This window comes from Micromonospora sp. L32 (assembly GCF_052068055.1).
GTDB classification, from domain to species: domain Bacteria; phylum Actinomycetota; class Actinomycetes; order Mycobacteriales; family Micromonosporaceae; genus Micromonospora; species Micromonospora purpureochromogenes.
The window spans coordinates 363,342-382,058 of sequence record NZ_JBQHDD010000007.1 but is presented as its reverse complement, the minus strand read 5'-3'; the positions used below and the strand labels follow the sequence as shown (position 1 = coordinate 382,058).

Here is an 18,717-nt window from a genome sequence, read left to right as displayed (position 1 = left end):
CGTACTCAGGCGGGCAGGCCGCCCACCTGGGTGTTGATCCAGGAGCGGATCGACGGCAGGTCGACGTAGATGGACGGGCCGGTGGCGCAGGTGGGGTTGTTGTTGCCGGCCCGGCTGGTGGCGCCGATCAGGTTCCACACTCCGTTGATCCGCCGCACCTGCGGGCCGCCGGAGTCGCCGTAGCAGGCGCCGGAGTTGCCGTTCGTGTTGTTGGTGCAGATCTCGTACGTCGCGTTGATGCCGATGCAGCGGCTGTCGGCGACGATGGAGGTGTCGAGCTCGTTGGCGACCGCGGGTGCGGAGCCGCAGCCCCGCTGCGGGCAGGTCTGCCCCCAGCCGATGATCCGGGTGGCCGTGCCGACGGCGCCGGAGGTGCCCGGGATCGGCGCCGGGGCGTAGCTGACCGAGCTGGCCAGTTGCAGCAGCTTGACGTCCACGGACGGGTGGCTCACCGCCCTGGTCACCCGGACCACGGTCCCGCCGGTGGTGCGGTTGACGCTGCCCACCCGCACCGACGACGGGGTCGAGCAGTGCCGGGCGGTGACCGCCCAGTTCGCCTTGATCAGCGTCCCGGTGCAGCCGGAGACGTAGACCATCCACGGGTAGTTCTCGCTGGCCGGGCGGCCACCGACCACGAACGGCCCGGGGTCCTCGGCGCCGGTCCAGGTGTAGCTGACCCCGGTGGGCGCGGTGAGCGTGCCGCCGAACAGCGAGTTCACCCGGGACGCCTCGGCGGCGCTCGGGTACGCATTCCTGCAGGACACCGGCGCGCTGCTGCCGGACATCAGGTCGGAGCAGAGCCCGGTACGCCGGTCGGGCAGGCCGAGGATGTGGCCGATCTCGTGGGTGGCGATCCGGGTCCGGTCGTACCCCTGGTTCACCGCCTGCCGGCCCATCCACACCCGACCGGAGCCGAGCCCGGTCGGCTGCGCCCGGGGCCAGCCGTCGTCGACGTAGATGGTGACGTTGCCGGGGGTGCGCGGCGCGAGCCGCACGGTGCTCACCGAGCTGTTCCAGATCGTGGCGGCCTGGTCGAAGTTGGTGCGGAACTCGCCGGCCCGGCTGGCGTCGTAGTAGACGGTCCGGACGGCCGCCGAGGCCGCCGTCGTCTCGACCGCCACCAGGCCGAGCGCCGCCAGCACCATCGCGAGCAGGGCGCCCGCCGTACGCGGAAGATTGTGTCGTCGGAACATCCGACCTCCCATCGATAGATGTCCATTGATGCTAGATGTATCGATGGGTGTCTGTGGAATACCGGATTCGTCATATGCTGGCCGTGGCACGGCGGGCGGGCGGTCGAGGTGGGCGAAAGCTCCGGGTATCGCGCGATCCTGGTTGGCGGATCCGCGCCATGGCAGAAGACCGTCGTCACCAGCCCTTCACGCGGTCGCCGGCGTACCGCTAAACCCGTGACATGTCCTCACCCTCAAAGCCATCTCGCCGGCGCCGCGGTCGCTGGCAGCTGGTCGCGGCGGCCGCCATGGTCCCGGTACTGGCTGCCAGCGCCGTCGTCGCGCAAGCGCCCGGGCAGGCCGCGCCGTCCAGGCCCACCGTTCCCCCCAAGCCTTCCGCGACCCACAAGGTCACGCTGGTCACCGGCGACGTCGTCACGATCACCACGCTGGCCGACGGCCGGCAGATCGCCGACGTCGACCGGCCCGACGACGCCGTCGGCGGCGTACGCATGCAGGAGATCAAGGGCGACCTGTACGTCGTCCCCGACGAGGCGGCGGCGCTGCTGAGCGCCGACAAGCTGGACCGCCGGCTGTTCAACGTCTCCGACCTGGTGGAGATGGGCTACGACGACGCGAAGGCCGGCGGCGTGCCGCTGATCGCGACCTACGCCGGGCCGACGGCCCGCGCGGCGGTCCAGCCGACCGCGCCCCGCGGCAGCAAGGTGGTCCGCAAACTGGCGGGCATCCACGGCGCCGCGCTCGCCGCCGACAAGAAGCAGGCCCGCACCTTCTGGTCCGCCGTCGCGCCGGCGGCCGGCCCGGCGCGCGGCGGCAAGGCGGAGCTGGGCGCCGGCATGGCGAAGCTGTGGCTCGACGGCCGCGTCAAGGTCAACCTCAAGGAGAGCGTGCCGCTGGTCGGCGCGCCCGAGGCCTGGTCGGCGGGGTACGACGGCAAGGGCGTCAAGGTCGCGGTGCTCGACACCGGCGTCGACGTCGACCACCCCGACCTGAAGGACCAGATCGACGGCACCGCCAGTTTCGTGCCGGGTGAGGCGATCACCGATGTCAACGGGCACGGCACCCACGTGGCCAGCACGATCGTCGGCAGCGGCGCCGCCTCCGGCGGCGAGCTCAAGGGCGTCGCCCCCGGCGCCGACCTGATCGTCGGCAAGGTGCTCGGCGGCGAGGAAGGCTCCGGCCAGGACTCGTGGATCATCGCCGGCATGCAGTGGGCGGCCGAGTCCGGTGCCGACGTCGTCAACATGAGCCTGGGCGACACCATGCCCTCCGACGGCAGCGACCCGATGTCGCAGACGGTCGACGCGCTGTCCGCGCAGTACGGGACGCTGTTCGTCATCGCCGCCGGCAACGCCGGCCCGGAGACGATCTCCACCCCGGCCGCGGCCGCATCGGCCCTGACCGTCGGCGCGACGGACAAGCAGGACGGTCTGGCGGGGTTCTCCAGCACCGGCCCGCTGGCCTGGTCCGGTGGCATGAAGCCGGACATCTCGGCGCCCGGCGTGGACATCACCGCAGCGCGCTCGCAGGCGATGACCGACGGCGGGGACGGCCCGTACCGCACCATCAGCGGCACCTCCATGGCCACCCCGCACGTCGCCGGCGCGGCGGCGATCCTGGCCCAGCAACACCCGGGGTGGACCGGCGCTCAGGTCAAGGAGCACCTGATGAGCAGCGCGAAGGGCCTGGCGGAGTGGTACTCGCCGTACGAGGTCGGCACCGGCCGGCTCGACGTCGCCGCCGCCACGCGCACCACGGTGACCGCCACCGGCTCACTGTTCTTCGGCAACTACGACTGGCCCCACGAACCGACCGACGTCGCCGTCACCAAGGACCTCGTCCTCACCAACCACGGCGCCACCGACGTCACGCTGAACCTGGCGCTGACCAGCACCGGCGGCCAGTTCACCCTCGGTGGGTCCACGGTGACGGTGCCGGCCGGCGGCAAGGCGACGGTGCCGGTGACCGGTGACCCGCGGGCCGCCGACTTCGGCCGGTTCACCGGCTACGTGGTCGGCACAGACGCGGCCACCGGCCGAGCGGTGACCCGCACCTCGGTGGCCCTGGTCAAGGAGGAGGAGCGCTACGACCTGAAGATCAAGCTGGTCGGGCGGGACGGCAAGCCCGCCGCCGGCTGGGTCGGGATCAGCAAGTCCGGCGACTCCTGGCCGTGGGCGATCCACGTCGACGGCGAGACGACCATGCGCATGCCGGTCGGCACGTACCTGGTCGCGGCCAACCTCGACGTGGCCGGCGAGCGGGCGGACCGGTCCGGCCTGGCGGTGCTGGTCGATCCGGAGACCGTGCTCCAGCGCGACACCGAGGTCGTCCTGAACGCGAGCGAGGCTCGCCTGCTGCAGACCGACGCGCCGCAACGCACCGAGGACCGGCAGCGCAAGGTCGACTTCAGCGTGGTGGACGGCTTCGGCCTGACGTTCCGCAACGCGTACCTGGTCCCACCGAACTACGACGACCTGTACGTCTCGCCCACCGAGCCGATGACGCAGGGCCAGTTCACGCTGACCACCCGCTGGCGCAAGGGCGAGCCCATGCTCGGGCTCAGCGCACCGGATGGCCAGCCGGCATTCGAGACCCTGGTGCAGCGGGGCAGCACGCTGGCGGACGCCCGCGACACCGTGGGGTCGGCCTATGCGGGCACGGGTGCCGCCGACGACTACCGGAAGGTCGACGCGAAGGGCAAGGTCGTCGTCGTCAGACGCAGCGACGCGGTCACGCCCGAGGAACGCACCGCCGCCGCTGTCGCGGCCGGCGCCAAGGCGCTCATCGTCGTCAACGACGGTGTCGGCGGCCTGACGGAGTACGTCGGCCAGTCGCCGATCCCCGTCGCCACCGTGCACCGCGACGCGGGCAAGGCCCTCATCGCGCTGGCCCGGCTCGGCCGCAAGCTGACCGTCACCCAGTCCGAGTACAGCGACTTCGTCTACGACCTGACCCGGGACTACCCGGGGCGGGTGCCGGACCGGCCGCTGGTCTACCGGCCCAGCCAGCACGACCTCGCCCGGATCGACGCCCGCTACTACGGCGTGCGCGACGGTGAGGGCTCCGGCTACCGCTACGACATGACGCTGATCCCGACGCTCGGCGAGCACGAGCGCGAGTGGCACCCGGGCACCAGGACCGAGTGGGTCAGCCCGGACCAGGTCTGGGCCGAGTCGCACGCCCAGAACATCCACGGCGCCCTGCCGTGGGAGGTGGTGTCGGGCGTCAACACCTTCCCGGCCGGCGCCACCACCCGGCTGGACTGGTTCGCCCCGGCGGTGCGCCCGGCGTTCAGCGACGCCTTCTCGGTGACCAACGAGCGCTGGCAGAACTTCATGACCTGGAACGTGCAGCCGTGGAGCTCGTCCAGCGAGGTCCAACGCCTGGGCGGCTACCTGCCGTGGGGTGAGACCCCGACCCATCTGCGGGTCTTCCAGGGCGACACGCTGATCCACGACAACCCGTTCAGCACGGACATGCAGTGGATGGAGGTGCCCGCGGGCGACCTTCCCTACCGCGCCGTCCTCGACGCGGAACGCCCCGGCGACGTGTTCCGGCTGTCGACCCGCACCCACACCGAGTGGACGTTCCGCTCCGACACGGTCGACGCGGACTTCATCCGGCCGTTCTCCGTGCTGCAGCTGGACTACCGGCTGGCGACCGACCTGCGCGGCGACGTCCAGGCGAACGCCGTCCACCAGATCGCCGTGCGGCCGCGACCCTCGGACGCCGGCACCATCCCGGGCAAGATCACCAGCGTCACGCTGGACGTCTCGTCGGACGACGGCGCCACCTGGCGGTCGGTGACCCTCACCAGGAACGCCGACGGCTGGTGGAACGGCACCTTCCGCGCGCCCGCCAAGGCGAACGGGTTCGTCTCGGTGCGCGCCGGCGCCGCGACAGACAGCGGGTACGGCATCGAACAAGAGATCATCCGGGCCTACGGCCTGCGATGAGCCAGCTCAGCGGGCCCTGGGGCGACCACGTCCCAGGGCCCGTCCCGCCGGGCACCGGCTCGTGCCGACCTACCGAAGTCAGCAGCCATGGCGCATACTCTCCCCGCTACCGCGTACGGCGAGAGGGACGGGTACCGATGCTGGCCGCGCTCGGGCTGGAGCCCGCCGAGGAGGCCATCTACCGCGCCCTGCTCAACCGACCCAGCGCCACGGCGCTGCGGATCGCCGAGCTCCTCGAACTGGCGGAGCCGGACGCCGCCAGGGCGCTGGCCCGGCTGGAGGACGTCGGTCTGGTCAACCGCGACCCGACCGGCGCGTACCGGGCGACGCCACCTGCCGTCGGGCTCGGCGCGCTGATCACCGAGCGGCGGGACTCGCTCCGGATGGCCGAGCACGCGCTCGTCACCCTCGCCGAGGAGCACCGGGCGGCGGTGGCCGGACGCACGATCGGCGAGCTGATCGAGGTGGTGACCGGGGTCGACGCCATCCGGCACCGCTTCCTCCAGCTGCAACAGGCCGCCCGCACCCAGCTGCGTCTGTTCATCACCGCGCCGTTCATCGCCGTGCCGCCCGGCGAGAACACGGCCGAGACGGCGGCCGTCGAGCGCGGGATCCGCTTCCGCGCCGTGCTCGAGCGTGCGGTGCTGGAGCAGCCCGGTCACGTCGAGGAGACCGTCGACTCGCTGGGCCGCGGCGTCGAGCTGCGCGTGGTCGACGAGTTGCCGATGAAACTGGCCATCGCCGACGCCGACCTGGCGTTGGTGCCGCTCGCCGTGGCGCCCGGTGGTGAGCCGGGAGCGGTGCTGCTGCACCGCAGCGGACTGCTGACCGCGATGGAGGCGTTGTTCGACGCGGTATGGCAGCGCGCCCATCCGCTGGAGCTGTCCACCGTCGGGGCCGGCCCGGCGCAGCTCGCGGAGCTGGCCACCGACGAACCCACCGACCTCGACCGTAAGATCATCGCGCTGCTGCTCGCCGGGCTCACCGACCAGGCGGTCGCGACGCAGCTCGACCTGTCGCTGCGTACGCTGCAACGACGGCTGCGCCACCTGATGGACACGGCCGGTGTCCGCACCCGGATGCAACTGAGCTGGTACGCCGTCCAGAACGGGTGGGTGGGCCACGCCTGAGCGCCCGCCAACCGGGCGTTCTCACGGCGGACAAACACCGCCAGGCCCCGAGTGCGGCGAAGGTGTGACCGGCGTCGCCCGCCGCGGGTCCCCGCAGGCGGCGGCCGGTCCCTACGGTCGAGCCGATGACCGTTCCCGGGCGCTGGTCGCCACTGCCGCCGCCCGGTCGGCTGCGCACCCTGGCCCTGGCCACGCTTGCCAACACCGTCGGCTCGGGGCTCTGGCTGGCCGGCGCGCCCCTCTACCTGACCCGGGACGTCGGGCTGAGTCCCGCCTCGGTCGGGCTGGGGCTCACCCTCGCCGGGCTGCTGGGGCTGACCGCCGCCGTCCCGCTCGGCGGCCTGGCCGACCGCCGCGACCCGCGTACGCTGCGCGCGCTGCTGCAACTGCTGCAGGCCGCGGTCGCCGGGGCGTACCTGCTGGTGGCGTCCTTCCCCGCGTTCCTGATGGTGGCGGTGCTGGACGCGCTGCTCACCGCCGGCAACCTGGCGGTCCGCGCCGCCCTGGTCGCCGCCGTCGGCGGACCCGCGGGGCGGGTGCAGGCGTTCGCCACCCTGCGCGCGGTGGCGAACCTCGGCATCGCGCTCGGCGCCGGCCTGGCCGGGTTCGCCCTGGCGGCCGACACGCACCTGGCGTACCAGGTGCTGGTGGTCGGCAACGCGACCACCTATCTGGTGTCGGCGGCGCTGCTGATGCGCCTGCCCGGCTACCCGCCCCCGGCGGCCCCGGCGCGGCCGGCCACGTCGGGTCGGGCGCGGGCGCTGCGGGACCTGCCGTTCCTGGCCGTCAGCGGAGCGTCGGCAGTGCTGGCACTGCACGCCACGGTGCTCACCCTGGTCGTGCCGCTGTGGACGGTGAGCCGGACCGGTGCCCCGCCGGCCGTGGTGTCGGCGGTGCTGCTGGTCAACACGTCACTCACGGTGCTGCTGGCCGTGCGGCTCGCCCGGGGCGCGGACACCGCCGTCCCGGCCGCCGCCGCGATGCGCCGGGCCGGCCTGGTGCTGGCGGTGGCGATGCTGCTGTACGCGGCCACCACCGGCACACCGGCCGGGCCGGCGACGGGCCTGCTGCTGCTCGCCACCGCCGTCTACACCGTCGGCGACCTGTGGCACAGCAGCGCCGGCGCGGGGCTCGCCTACGGGCTGGCCGCGCCGGAGTCGATCGGGGCGTACCAGGGGGTGGACGGGTTGCTCGCCGGCCTCGCCCGGGCCGGCGGACCGGCGCTGCTGACCTGGGCGGTCCTCGACGGCGGGGTCGCCGGGTGGTGCGCGCTGGCCCTGCTCTTCGCGCTCGTCGGGCTGCTCGTCCCGACCCTGACCCGGCGGGCTCTCGCCGGCGGTGCGGGGCAGGCGGCGAACGACCTGCCTGCACCGGCGCCCCATGCTGCCGGGCGACGGGGAGCCGCCGGCCGCCACTGATCCGGGCAACCGGACCGGTCAGCCGATCTCCTCGTCGACGAAGCACCAGCGCCAGGTCTCCCCCGGCTGGATCGAGCGCATCACCGGGTGCCCGCTGGACTCGAAGTGCTTCGTCGCGTGCTGGTGCGGCGAGGAGTCGCAGCAGCCGACGTGCCCGCAGGTCAGGCAGGCGCGCAGGTGCACCCAGTAGTCGTTGCCGATGGCGACGCAGTCCGGGCAGACGTCCTCGGCCTGCGGCTCGGCGTCGCCCGCCTCGGTCAGGTGCTGGCAGCTCACTCGTCGGCCTCCCGGGTCAGCAAAGACTCCTCCAGGTCCAGGTCACGGTACGCCCGCACCAGCACCTCCTCCGGTATCCGGCCGGAGTCACGCGCGGCCCGGTACACCTCCCGCTCGGCGTCGATCATCTCCTGCCGCAGCCGGCCGTACGCCTGGGACGGGGTTTCCCGGCCCTCGCCGCCCAGCTGCTCCCAGGCCAGGTTGGTCCGTGCCTCCAGCAGCTCGCGCAGCCGCTCCACCACCGACGACGGCGCGCCGGGCGCCAGCTCGTACAGCCGGTCCCGGGCCGCCTTGCTGGCCTGCTGCTGCACCGCCGCGGCGGAGAGCGCGTCCTGCACCGGGTCGTCCGGCGGCAGCTTCAGCCGGCGAGCCACCATCGGCAGGGTGGCCCCCTGCACCACCAGGGTCACCACGATCACCGCGAAGGCCAGCCAGATGAACAGCTCCCGCTGGTAGGGCCGGCCCCCGGCCAGGGTCAGCGGCAGGGCCAGCGCGGCGGCGAGCGTCACCACCCCGCGCATCCCGGCCCAGCCCAGGACGATCGGCACCCGCGCCGGTGGGGCCGGGTCCCGGCGTCGCACCCGGGGCACCAGCCGGGCCAGGTAGGTGGCGGGGAAGAGCCAGACGAACCGGGACAGGAAGACGGCGAGCAGCACCGCCAGGGTGACGCCGGCCAGCCGGCCGATCGGTTCGTCGAGGTCGCGGACCACCTCCCGTAGTTGGAGGCCGACCAGCAGGAAGACCAGCCCCTCCAGCAGGAACCGGGCCAGCCGCCAGAACGCGCCGACCTGCAGCCGCGAGGCCGCCGACATCAGCAGCGGCATCTTGTGGCCGATCCCGAGCCCGGTCACCACGACCGCGACCACCCCGGAGGCGTGGATCTCCTCGGCGGCGAAGACCACCGCGAACGGCACGATCAGCGACAGCGCGTTGTCCAGCAGCGCGTCACCGGTTCGCTTGTGCAGATAGCCGAAGACGACCACGCCGAGCAGGCCGACCAGGATGCCGCCGCCGGTGGAGCGCAGCACCTCCCAGGCCACCTCCCCGAACTCCACCCGGCCGCCGCTCACGGTCGCGGCGATGATCGAGACACGGAGCAGCACCAGCGCGGTGGCGTCGTTGACCAGGCTCTCGCCCTCCAGGATGGTCACGATTCGGCGGGGCAGCCCGACCCGCCGGGCCACCGCCGTGGCGGCCACCGCGTCGGGCGGCGCCACCACCGCGCCGAGCGCCAGGCAGATCGCGTACGGCAGGCCCGGCATGAGCAGGTACACGACGGTGCCCACCACGAACGCGGTGAACAGCACCAGTCCCACCGCCAGCAGCAGGATCGGCCGCAGGTTCAGCCGGAACGCCGGCACCGACGTCTCCAGGGCCGCGACGTAGAGCAGCGGCGGCAGGATGCCGACCAGGACCAGGTCCGGGTCGAGCCGCACCTGCGGGAAGCCGGGCAGGTAGGACAGGGCGAGACCGAGGACCACCAGCAGGATGGGCGCGAGCACGCCGAGCCGCCGGGCCAGCGCCGCGCCGAACGTCGCGATCGCGAGGAAGACCACGACCTGGAACAGAGCCTCCATGGGTACGAGCCTAGGGGGCCCGCCGGCGGGACGAGATCAGGCCGTGGTCCGCAGCTTCGGCAGCACCTGCGCGCCGAACGTGTCGATGAAGGCGCGCTGCTCCTGCCCGACGTGGTGCAGGGCGATCTGGTCGAAGCCGAGTTCGACGTACTCCTCCAGCCAGCCGACGTGCCGGCCGGTGTCGGCCGAGATGTTGACGACCTCGGCGACCTTTTCCATCGGCACCTGCTCGGAGACCGCGTCGAAGTGCTCCGCGGTGTCCAGGTCCCAGCAGACCGGCGGGGCGAAGACGTTGCTGCGCCACTGGTCGTACGCGATCGCCTCGGCCTCGGCCTGCTCGGGCGCCCAGCTGACGTGCACCTGCAGGTGCAGCGGGCCGCGCCCGCCGGCGTCCCGGTAGGCGTCGATCATCTGCCGCAGGTGTGCGGTGGGGGCGTTGACGGTGATCAGGCCGTCCGCCCACTCGGCGCACCAGCGCGCGGTGGCGGCGCTGACCGCCGCGCCGATCAGCGCCGGCGGCTGCTCCGGGCGGGTCCAGAGCCGGGCCCGGTCGACCCGGACCAGGCCGTCGTGGCTGACCTCCTCGCCGGCGAGGAGCGCCCGGATGACGTCGACGCACTCGCGCAGCCGGGCGGCGCGCACGTCCTTGCGCGGCCAGCCGTCGCCGGTGACGTGCTCGTTGCTCGCCTCGCCGGTGCCCAGCGCGGCCCAGAACCGGCCCGGGTACATCGCGCCGAGGGTGCCGATCGCCTGCGCGATGATCGCCGGGTGGTAGCGCTGGCCGGGCGCGTTGACCACGCCGAACGGCAGGCCGGTGGCCTGGAGGGCGGCGCCGAGCCAGGACCACGCGAAGCCGGACTGGCCCTGCCGGGCGCTCCACGGCGAGAAGTGGTCCGAGGACATGGCGGCGTCGAAGCCGGCCCGCTCGGCGTGGATCACCGCATCCAGCAGCCGGCTCGGGTGGATCTGCTCGTGGGAGGCATGGAAGCCGAACACCGTCATGGGCTATCCCTACCCATGACGGTGTCCGGCCAAAAGCGGGCTACTCGGCGTGCGCGCCGGCACCGGCCGATGCCGCGCCCTCACCCACCCAGACGGTCTTGGTGTTGCAGAACTCCCGCATGCCGAGCGCGGACAGCTCCCGGCCGTAGCCGGAGTTCTTCACGCCGCCGAACGGCAGCTCCGGGTACGAGGTGGTCATCCCGTTGATGAACACGCTGCCGGCGTCCAGGTCGACGGCGAAGCGCTCCTGCTCCTGAGTGTCGGTGGTCCAGGCGTTCGAGCCGAGGCCGAAGGCGGTGCCGTTGGCGACCTCGATCGCCTCGGCGTAGGACGACACCCGGAACAGGCCGGCGACCGGCCCGAAGACCTCCTCCGACCACATCCGCATCTGCGGGTTCAGGTCGGTGACCACGGTCGGCGGGTAGAACCAGCCGGCGCCAGCGGGCTTCTCGCCGCCGCAGAGCACGGTGGCGCCGTGGTCGACCGCGTCCTGCACCTGGGCGTGGATCTCGTCCCGGCCGCGCTCGCTGGCCAGCGGCCCCACGTCGGTGTTCTCGTCCATCGGGTCGCCCACCCGCAGCGCGGACATGTTGGCCGCGAACTTGTCGGCGAAGGCGTCGAAGGCGTCGGTGTGCACGATGAACCGCTTGGCGGCGATGCAGGACTGGCCGTTGTTCTGGCAGCGGGCGGTGGTGGCGACCTCGGCGGCGCGGTCCAGGTCGGCCGACGGCATCACCACGAACGGGTCGCTGCCGCCGAGTTCCAGCACCGTCTTCTTCAGCTCCCGCCCGGCGATCTGGCCGATCGAGCGGCCCGCCCCCTCGCTGCCGGTCAGCGTGGCGGCGCGGACCCGCGGGTCGCTGAGGATCGGGTCCACGGCCTCCGAGCCGACCAGCAGGGTGGTGAACGCGCCCTCGGGGAAGCCGGCCCGGCGGAACAGCTCCTCCAGGTAGAGGGCGGTCTGCGGCACGTTGGAGGCGTGCTTGAGCAGGCCGGTGTTGCCGGCCATCAGCGCCGGCGCGGCGAACCGCATCACCTGCCAGAGCGGGAAGTTCCACGGCATCACCGCGAGCACCGGCCCGATCGGCTGGTACCGCACGAAGGCCCGCCTGGCCTTGACCGCGCCGGCGTCGGCCGGCTCGTCGGCGAGCATCCGCTCCGCGTTGGCGGCGTAGAACCGGCAGGCGGTGGCGCACTTGGTCACCTCGGCCTGCGCCGCGACGTACGTCTTGCCCATCTCGGTGGTCATCAGCCGGGCGGTGGCGTCCCGTTCCGCGTCGAGCAGATCGGCCGCGGCGTTCATCCACTGCGCCCGCTGGGCGAGCGTGGTGCCGTGCAGGTCCCGGAACGCCACGTCGGCCCGGTCGATCGCGGCGTCGATCTGCTCGGCCGACATCGGCTCGTACGACTTGAGCAGCTGCCCGTTGGCGGGATTGGTGGTGGCGATGGGCATCTCGTACTCCTGTCACTCGAAGAGTGAGTGCCGCACGCCCGGCTCCTCACGGCGGCGCGCGGCGCGGCGGCGCTGGATGACGACCAGGTCGACCACGGCGACCACGGCGAAGACCGCGCACACCACCCCCAACCAGACCACGTCGGCCCAGAACGCCAGCACCGCGAAGACGGTCATGGTGACCAGGCCGAACAGGGCCAGCGCGAGCCGGAGGTTCAACGCGCTGTACGCGTGGCCGACCGTGCCACGGGCACGCCGGGGCTGCGATCTCGTCATTCCTCCGGCCTACCCCCGCAGGACGGGCCCTAACCGCCCGCCCCAGCCGCCGCACCGACCGCCGCCGTCCCGCCCGCCGCCCGCCCGCGAACCGGACCTCGGGGCCCCGTTTGCGGCGTGTCGCGCCATCCCGTCCCGACGTCACCGCCACACGCCGCAAACAGCGAGTCACGCCACGGCGGCCGCTGCAGGACAACGCGTCTCGGCCATCGCGGCCGCGGCACGCGCTTTGCGGCGTGTCGCGCCATCCCGGCCCGACGTCACCGCGACACGCCGCAAACCGGGCCGGGACCGACGCGCTCAGGGGTCCGGGGTGGCTCGGGAGGGCGGGGCGGTGATGCCGGCCACGGAGCGGGTATGCCGCGGATGCGGCCGGCGGTGGGTTGCGTTACACCGACGCGCCACGACCGGGCCGGCCCCGGCGCGGGCGGGAAGGATGAGGGCATGACCATGACCCACGCGGTGCCGGTGACCGTCGCCATCGCCCGGCGCGCCGACCCCGCGCGCGCCCACGAAATGGTCGCCTGGATGCGGGCCGGCAGCGCGCTGGCCGAGAGCTTTCCGGGGTTCCTCGGCATGGGCTGGGTGCAGAGCGCGCCCGGCTCGCCGGAGTGGCACATGCTCTACCGGTTCGCCGACCACGAGACGCTGCGCCGCTGGGAGGAGTCCCCGCAGCGGAACTGGTGGCTCACCTCGGCGCAGGGCATCGTCGAGCACACCCGGGTCGAGCGGCGCACCGGGATCGAGGGCTGGTTCGACCCGCCGGTCGACCACGTGGTCGAGACCCTGGCGCCGGCCGTCGGCGAGCCGGCCGCGCCGGTGTCCCCGCCGCGCTGGAAGCAGGCGGTGACGATCTGGCTGGCGTTCTTTCCGCTGAGCCTGGCCGCCACCCTGCTCACCGCCCGGTTCATCGGCGGGGTGCCGCTGGCCGCGCGGACGCTGCTCATGACGCTCTGCCTGACCCCGCTGATGACGTACCTCGTGCTGCCCCGGATCACCCGGGCGCTGCACTGGTGGCTGCACGGGCAGCGGCCGCCGTGGCGGGCGTCCCGCTGACCCGTCCTATCAAATCCATGTTTCTAAATATTTACTCTGCCTGAAAGTCGACACGAACGGCCCAACCCGGCCGGCCGCCCCCGTAGAGTTACCGCGCTGTCGCTCTGCGCCGCCGGACCGGGGGAACACAATGCCTCGACGCTGGGTCGCCGCCGTCGCCTGCCTGCTGGCGCTGGTCGCCCTCGCGTGCGAGGAGGGCGGCAACGCCTCGCCCCGGCCGACGCGGGAGCCCGGCCAGTCCGGCCTGCCCACCACCATGGCCGCGCTCGGCGACTCGGTCACCACCGGCTTCGGCTCCTGCCTCGTGCTCACCTCCTGCCAGCGCAACTCCTGGTCCACAGGGGACGGCATCCGGGTGGAGAGCCACTACCGCCGGCTGCTCGAGGCCAACCCGGACATCCGCGGCCGGGCGCACAACCATGCCGTGCCCGGGGCGCGGGCCGAGGCGCTCGCCGGGCAGGCGCAGGCGGCCGTACGCGACAAGGCCGACTACGTGACCGTGCTGATCGGCGCCAACGACGCCTGCCGCGACGACATCGACACGATGACGCCGGTGGCGACGTTCCGCACCCAGGTCGACCGTGGCCTGCGGGTGCTGCGCAAAGGGCGACCGAAGGCCCGCGTGCTGGTGGTGAGCATCCCCGACCTGTACCGGCTCTGGGAGGTCGGGCACACCGACTCGCGGGCCACCCGGATCTGGCGGGCCGGCATCTGCCCCTCACTGCTGGCCAACCCGACCTCCACCGCCCCGGCCGACCGGGCCCGCCGGGCCAGGTTCCGCGACCGCATCGACGACTACAACGCCCAACTGAAGGCGGCCTGCCGGGCGTACGGGACACGCTGCCGGCACGACGGCGGGGCGGTGCACCGGGTGCGCTTCACCCTGGACGAGGTGAACGGGCTCGACTGGTTCCACCCCAACGTGGCCGGGCAGAACCGGCTCGCCGACGTCAGCTTCTCCACCGCCGGCTGGCGACTCTGACGAGCATTCCGAGCGGGTCACCGGGACGCTCGGGCCGACCGGCAGAGCCTGAGGTGGAACGGTCGGCCGCCGACCGCGGGCGGCGTGGACCGCTGTTGCCCACCGGGCACGCGAAACGGCGGTGCCCCGGAGACCGGCGCACCGCCGTCCTGCCGTGCGGGTCAGGAACGGCGAGGCTGCGGCACGCCGCCCAGACCGGCCCGGTAGAGCGCGCAGGCGCGCTCGGCGAGGTCCTTGGTGGCCGAGGAGTTGGCCCAGGTGCCGAGGATGATGGCAGCGCCCGGCACGACCTTGGCGAACATCCGCTTCGCCGCACGGACCCCGGCCATCTGGGCCAGCCGCACGCCGAGGCGGAGCATCACCTTGCCGAGCGGGTTCTGCGCGCCGTGGCCGAACAGGGCTCCGGCGCGTTCCCGGCCCGCCGCCACGCCCAGGGCCAGCCGGGCGCTCTCGGCGACCTTGTGCACCTTCTGCAGCACCAGCAGGTCGGTGGCCCGGTCCGGATGCACCGGGTCCACCCCGTACGCGGCGGCGATGTGCAGCACCAGCCGGGCCTGGGTCCAGGCCAGCACGCCGACGTCGATCACCGCGCCGGGCAGCCCGGCCACGCCGGAGACCGCCCCGGAGAGGCGGGCCCGGTTGACGAACTTCCGGACCGCCTGCTCGGCGAGGTCGTCGGCGGAGACGTCGGGGCGCTCGGCACGGGCCCGAGCCGCCCACTCGGCGGCCTCCGGCCCCAGCCGGCGCACCGCCTCCAGGGCGAGGTGCTCCGGCGCGTACTGCGGGTCCTCCCGCATCCGGTCCCAGAGCCGGGCGGGCGGCGCCTCGGGGGCGTCCGGCTCCCCCGCCCGGGTGGCCGGCGGGGTGACCGCCGCCGCCGGGCTGGCCGGCGGCGGGGTGGGGGTGGTGGGTTCGTCGTCGACGGGGGCGGAGTCGGTCACGGGGGCTCCCGGTGTCGAGGGCGAGCGGGGGACGATCAGCGGCGGCGGCTGGAGAACCGGTTGGCCACCTGCCTGAGCTTGGCCTGGTTCTCCGGCTTGGCCAACTCACGCCGGCCCCGGTCGACCAGCTGTTGCCCGCGCGGCGAGCGCAGGAACGCCCTGATCCGTTGCACCAGTGACATGTCGTCCTCCGTTCGATGGTCGTGCATCATGTGTACCCCGAACGGACAACCGGCAACCGACAACCCGGGACGATCAGGCCAGGATGGCCTCGACCACCTCGGTCGCCCGCCACTCGTGCTGGGCGTAGGCCCACGGGAACGCCGAGACCTGCACGGCCTGGGCCGCGTCGGTCAGCGCCAGGTTCTGCCAGCCGGGGATCTCCAGCAGCGCGGAGAGGAACGCCTGGGTGGCGTACTCGGGGTCCATCAGGTCGCGGACCTCGCCCCAGCCGCTGCTGGGCCGCTGCTGGAACAGCCCGACCGAGTCGTGGTCCCAGCCGATGGCCTGGTGGGGGTAGTTCTGGGACTCGGGCAGCACGCCGCTGGCGTAGTTGTAGAGGTTGCTCTCCTGCATCGCGGTGGCCACGGCGATGATCAGGGCCTGTCGGGGCACGCCCATCTTCCGGCCGGCCTTGACGATGGCCTTGGCGTTGTCCATCTGGGCCTGGTCCAGGCCGGCGACGGGGGCGATCCGCTTCGGCTTCGGCTTGGGCTTCGGCGTGGCCTTCTTCGTCGCGGTCGGCGACGGCGAGGCGGTCCGGGTGGCGGCGGGGGTCGGGGTCGCGGTGACCGGGGTACGCGCCTGGCCTCGGGAGGCCACGCCCTCCTGCGCCCGCTCGGTGAGTGCCGGCTGGGCGGCGACCGGATCGAGCCGGTCGGCCGGCAGGGCCTGCACGCCGGCGAAGGCCGCCACGCCGAGGCAGCAGACCACGCCGGAGGCGAGCGCCACCCGCGACGGGCGGCGGGCCAGGGGGTTAACGAGGGCGCCGAGGCGGGTACGGAGCGAGGGAGCGGCCTCGCCGCCACGGAGAACGCCGACCTGAACGGACGAGGGGGTATCGTCCGAACGGCCAGTCGGGCCCTCGTGGGCGTACTGGTCGTCGATGGTGTCGTCGTCACGCATCCGACGACGTTAGGCAGGCGTTTTACGGGCCACCCACCGTGAGCGAGTGGCCCTCGCCACAATCCGACGGGTCGAACCGGGACGCGTCGGTGGTGCCCCGTGGCGGCAGGGCGTAACCCCGCAGAACCGGCATCTCGGGAAGACCCCCCGGCGGCGGGAGTTCCGGAACGACGGGGTCGACATCGCCGCCCCGGCCCGCATGATCGACCATATCCCCCGTTGGTATGAGCGATTGGTAGACCAACGGACAACCGCGCCTCGGATGATCGGCGAAATGCGCGCTTCGTCCGTCTTTGCTCGCCAGGATCGCCGCGAGCCGCCCGTTGCTGGAATGGATACCGCGGGCGGGTACGTTCGGCGAACCGGGAGCCGTGCGCGCACGGCGGCCCGTACGCGCGTTTCCTCAGGAGGTCCGACCGGTGCTCGACCCACACGAGCTCTACCAGCTCACCGACGACCTGCCCGACCTCGGGCAGCCGGTGCTGATCCAGGCCCTGACCGGCTTCGTCGACGCCGGCAACGCGAGCCGCCTGGCCCGTGAGCAGCTGCTCACCTCGCTGGAATCGCGTCAGATCGCGACCTTCGACGTCGATCAGCTCTTCGACTACCGCTCCCGCCGTCCGGTGATGACCTTCGTCGAGGACCACTGGGAGCACTACGACGCGCCGGAGCTGGCGCTGCACCTGCTGCACGACGACGACGAAACCCCCTTCCTGCTGCTCACCGGCCCGGAGCCGGACCTGCAGTGGGAGCGGTTCGTGGCCGCGGTCGCCGCCGTGGCCACCCGACTCGGCGTCCGACTGACCGCCGGGCTGAACTCCATCCCGATGGCCGTGCCGCACACCCGCCCCACCGGGGTGACCGCGCACGCCACCCGGCGCGAGCTGATCTCCGGCTACGAGCCCTGGCTCCAGCGGGTGCAGGTCCCCGGCAGCGTCGGCCATCTGCTCGAGTACCGGCTGGGCGAGGCGGGCCGGGACGCGATCGGCTTCGCCGCGCACGTGCCGCACTACGTCGCCCAGACCGAGTACCCGGCCGCCGCCGAGGTGCTGCTCTCCTCGGTCTCCCGCAGCACCGGGCTGCTGCTGCCCAGCGACAGTCTGCGCACTGCCGCCGAGGTGGTGCGGGTCGAGATCGACCGGCAGGTCGCGCAGACCGACGAGGCCGCCGCGCTGGTCCAGGCCCTGGAGGAGCAGTACGACGCGTTCGCCCGTGGGCGCGGCGAGAAGAACCTGCTGGCCGCCGAGGCCGGGCCGCTGCCCACCGCCGACGAGCTCGGCGCCGAGCTGGAGCGGTTCCTGGCCGAGCAGACCCGACCCGGCGACACCCCGAACGGCTGACCCGGCCGACCGCTGAACAACCGGCGGTCGGCGCCGTCACCAACCGCGCCGACCGCCCTGCCTGGCCCCGCCGGGCACTGAGCCCGGATACGGCAGACCGCCCGCCCGCGCGCGGCCGGCTCCATAGCCGATCATGCGGCGCGCCGGGCCGGCTGGCCCGGCGCGTCGGGGCCGGATACGGCAGGCTGAAGGCATGCGTCTGGCGACCTGGAACGTGAACTCGGTGAAGGCCCGCCTGCCCCGGCTGCTCGACTGGCTGGCCACGACCGGCCCGGACGTGGTCTGCCTGCAGGAGACCAAGTGCCCCGACGGTTCCTTCCCCAGCGCCGAGGTGGGCGAGCTGGGCTACGAGGTGGCCAGCCACAGCGACGGCCGGTGGAACGGGGTGGCGATCCTGTCCCGGGTCGGGCTGGCCGACGTGGCGGTCGGATTCCCCGGCGAGCCCGGGTTCCCCGAACCGGAGGCCCGGGCCATCTCGGCCACCTGCGACGGGGTCCGGGTCTGGTCGGTGTACGTCCCGAACGGCCGCTCCCCCGACGACCCGCACTACGCGTACAAGCTGGCCTGGTTCGCCGCGCTGCGGGACGCGCTGGAGCCGGAGCTGGCCGGCGGGGCGCCGGTGGCGGTCTGCGGCGACTTCAACGTCGCCCCCACCGACGCCGACGTCTGGGACCCGGCGCTCTTCGTCACCTCCACCCACGTCACGCCGGCCGAGCGGGCCGCCCTGGCGGCGCTGCGCGACCTCGGGCTGGTCGACGTGGTGCCGACCCCGATGAAGGGCCCGCACCCCTTCACGTACTGGGACTACCGGGCCGGGATGTTCCATCAGAACAAGGGCATGCGGATCGACCTCGTCTACGCCTCCGCGCCGTTCGCCCGGGCGGTCCGCTCCGCGTACGTCGACCGGGAGGCCCGCAAGGGCAAGGGCCCGTCCGACCACGCCCCGATCGTGGTCGACGCCGAGCTGGTGCCGGCCGTCGAGTCGTTCTGAG

The 18,717-nt window shown here is 73.4% G+C and carries 16 protein-coding genes; 7 read left to right on the top strand and 9 right to left on the bottom strand.

The window, feature by feature from the left end; all coding sequences use genetic code 11:
* Positions 1–5 precede the first annotated feature (5 nt).
* Positions 6–1,145 carry a snapalysin family zinc-dependent metalloprotease gene (locus tag ACTMTB_RS21265; RefSeq protein WP_441148130.1) on the bottom strand — a complete coding sequence of 380 codons (1,140 nt, stop codon included), beginning with the start codon at positions 1,143–1,145 and terminating at the stop codon, positions 6–8.
* Positions 1,146–1,414: 269 nt separating this feature from the next.
* Between ACTMTB_RS21265 and ACTMTB_RS21260 the strand changes: the two genes are divergently transcribed.
* The 3 genes from ACTMTB_RS21260 (at position 1,415) to ACTMTB_RS21250 (ending at position 7,697) form a co-directional block, all read left to right on the top strand.
* On the top strand, positions 1,415–5,149 hold the full coding sequence (locus ACTMTB_RS21260; protein WP_441148033.1) for a S8 family peptidase: 3,735 nt from the start codon (positions 1,415–1,417) through the stop codon (positions 5,147–5,149).
* 137 nt (positions 5,150–5,286) lie between these two features.
* A complete protein-coding gene (locus ACTMTB_RS21255) occupies positions 5,287–6,279 on the top strand; it encodes a helix-turn-helix domain-containing protein (protein ID WP_441148032.1) in 993 nt (330 codons plus the stop codon).
* A gap of 125 nt (positions 6,280–6,404) precedes the next feature.
* Complete coding sequence (locus ACTMTB_RS21250) at positions 6,405–7,697, top strand: MFS transporter (protein ID WP_441148031.1); 1,293 nt, start codon at positions 6,405–6,407, stop codon at positions 7,695–7,697.
* A gap of 18 nt (positions 7,698–7,715) precedes the next feature.
* Here ACTMTB_RS21250 and ACTMTB_RS21245 read toward each other — a convergent pair whose 3' ends face one another.
* The 5 genes from ACTMTB_RS21245 to ACTMTB_RS21225 are packed head-to-tail and all read right to left on the bottom strand — an operon-like array spanning position 7,716 to position 12,281.
* The gene (locus ACTMTB_RS21245; RefSeq protein ID WP_441148030.1) at positions 7,716–7,973 is read right to left on the bottom strand and encodes a UBP-type zinc finger domain-containing protein; all 258 of its coding nucleotides are present in this window, start codon (positions 7,971–7,973) and stop codon (positions 7,716–7,718) included.
* Positions 7,970–9,550: a Na+/H+ antiporter gene (locus tag ACTMTB_RS21240; protein WP_441148029.1), complete on the bottom strand. Its 1,581-nt coding sequence runs from the start codon at positions 9,548–9,550 to the stop codon at positions 7,970–7,972. The genes ACTMTB_RS21245 and ACTMTB_RS21240 overlap by 4 nt, the downstream gene beginning before the upstream one ends.
* 36 nt (positions 9,551–9,586) lie before the next feature.
* The gene (locus ACTMTB_RS21235; RefSeq protein ID WP_441148028.1) at positions 9,587–10,552 is read right to left on the bottom strand and encodes a TIGR03885 family FMN-dependent LLM class oxidoreductase; all 966 of its coding nucleotides are present in this window, start codon (positions 10,550–10,552) and stop codon (positions 9,587–9,589) included.
* 40 nt (positions 10,553–10,592) lie between these two features.
* Positions 10,593–12,005, bottom strand: a complete 1,413-nt coding sequence (locus ACTMTB_RS21230) for an NADP-dependent succinic semialdehyde dehydrogenase (RefSeq protein ID WP_441148027.1) — start codon at positions 12,003–12,005, stop codon at positions 10,593–10,595.
* 12 nt (positions 12,006–12,017) lie between these two features.
* On the bottom strand, positions 12,018–12,281 hold the full coding sequence (locus tag ACTMTB_RS21225) for a DUF6343 family protein (RefSeq protein ID WP_179804193.1): 264 nt from the start codon (positions 12,279–12,281) through the stop codon (positions 12,018–12,020).
* Between the two features lie 444 nt (positions 12,282–12,725).
* Here ACTMTB_RS21225 and ACTMTB_RS21220 point away from each other — a divergent pair, with 444 nt between their 5' ends.
* A complete protein-coding gene (locus ACTMTB_RS21220; RefSeq protein WP_210778629.1) occupies positions 12,726–13,337 on the top strand; it encodes an antibiotic biosynthesis monooxygenase in 612 nt (203 codons plus the stop codon).
* Positions 13,338–13,467: 130 nt separating this feature from the next.
* Positions 13,468–14,319 carry a GDSL-type esterase/lipase family protein gene (locus ACTMTB_RS21215; RefSeq protein WP_441148026.1) on the top strand — a complete coding sequence of 284 codons (852 nt, stop codon included), beginning with the start codon at positions 13,468–13,470 and terminating at the stop codon, positions 14,317–14,319.
* Between the two features lie 161 nt (positions 14,320–14,480).
* Here ACTMTB_RS21215 and ACTMTB_RS21210 read toward each other — a convergent pair whose 3' ends face one another.
* From ACTMTB_RS21210 to ACTMTB_RS21200, 3 genes are all read right to left on the bottom strand, one after another.
* Positions 14,481–15,260, bottom strand: a complete 780-nt coding sequence (locus ACTMTB_RS21210) for an EcsC family protein (protein ID WP_441148025.1) — start codon at positions 15,258–15,260, stop codon at positions 14,481–14,483.
* 35 nt (positions 15,261–15,295) lie between these two features.
* Complete coding sequence (locus ACTMTB_RS21205) at positions 15,296–15,442, bottom strand: hypothetical protein (RefSeq protein ID WP_170285326.1); 147 nt, start codon at positions 15,440–15,442, stop codon at positions 15,296–15,298.
* Positions 15,443–15,515: 73 nt separating this feature from the next.
* The gene (locus ACTMTB_RS21200; RefSeq protein ID WP_441148024.1) at positions 15,516–16,385 is read right to left on the bottom strand and encodes a peptidase M23; all 870 of its coding nucleotides are present in this window, start codon (positions 16,383–16,385) and stop codon (positions 15,516–15,518) included.
* A gap of 419 nt (positions 16,386–16,804) precedes the next feature.
* On the opposite strand from ACTMTB_RS21200, the gene ACTMTB_RS21195 reads away from it, so the two are divergent.
* Both ACTMTB_RS21195 and ACTMTB_RS21190 read left to right on the top strand, forming a co-directional pair.
* The gene (locus ACTMTB_RS21195) at positions 16,805–17,725 is read left to right on the top strand and encodes a proteasome assembly chaperone family protein (RefSeq protein WP_441148023.1); all 921 of its coding nucleotides are present in this window, start codon (positions 16,805–16,807) and stop codon (positions 17,723–17,725) included.
* A 193-nt stretch (positions 17,726–17,918) separates the two neighbouring features.
* Positions 17,919–18,716 carry an exodeoxyribonuclease III gene (locus ACTMTB_RS21190; protein ID WP_441148022.1) on the top strand — a complete coding sequence of 266 codons (798 nt, stop codon included), beginning with the start codon at positions 17,919–17,921 and terminating at the stop codon, positions 18,714–18,716.
* Position 18,717 lies beyond the last annotated feature (1 nt).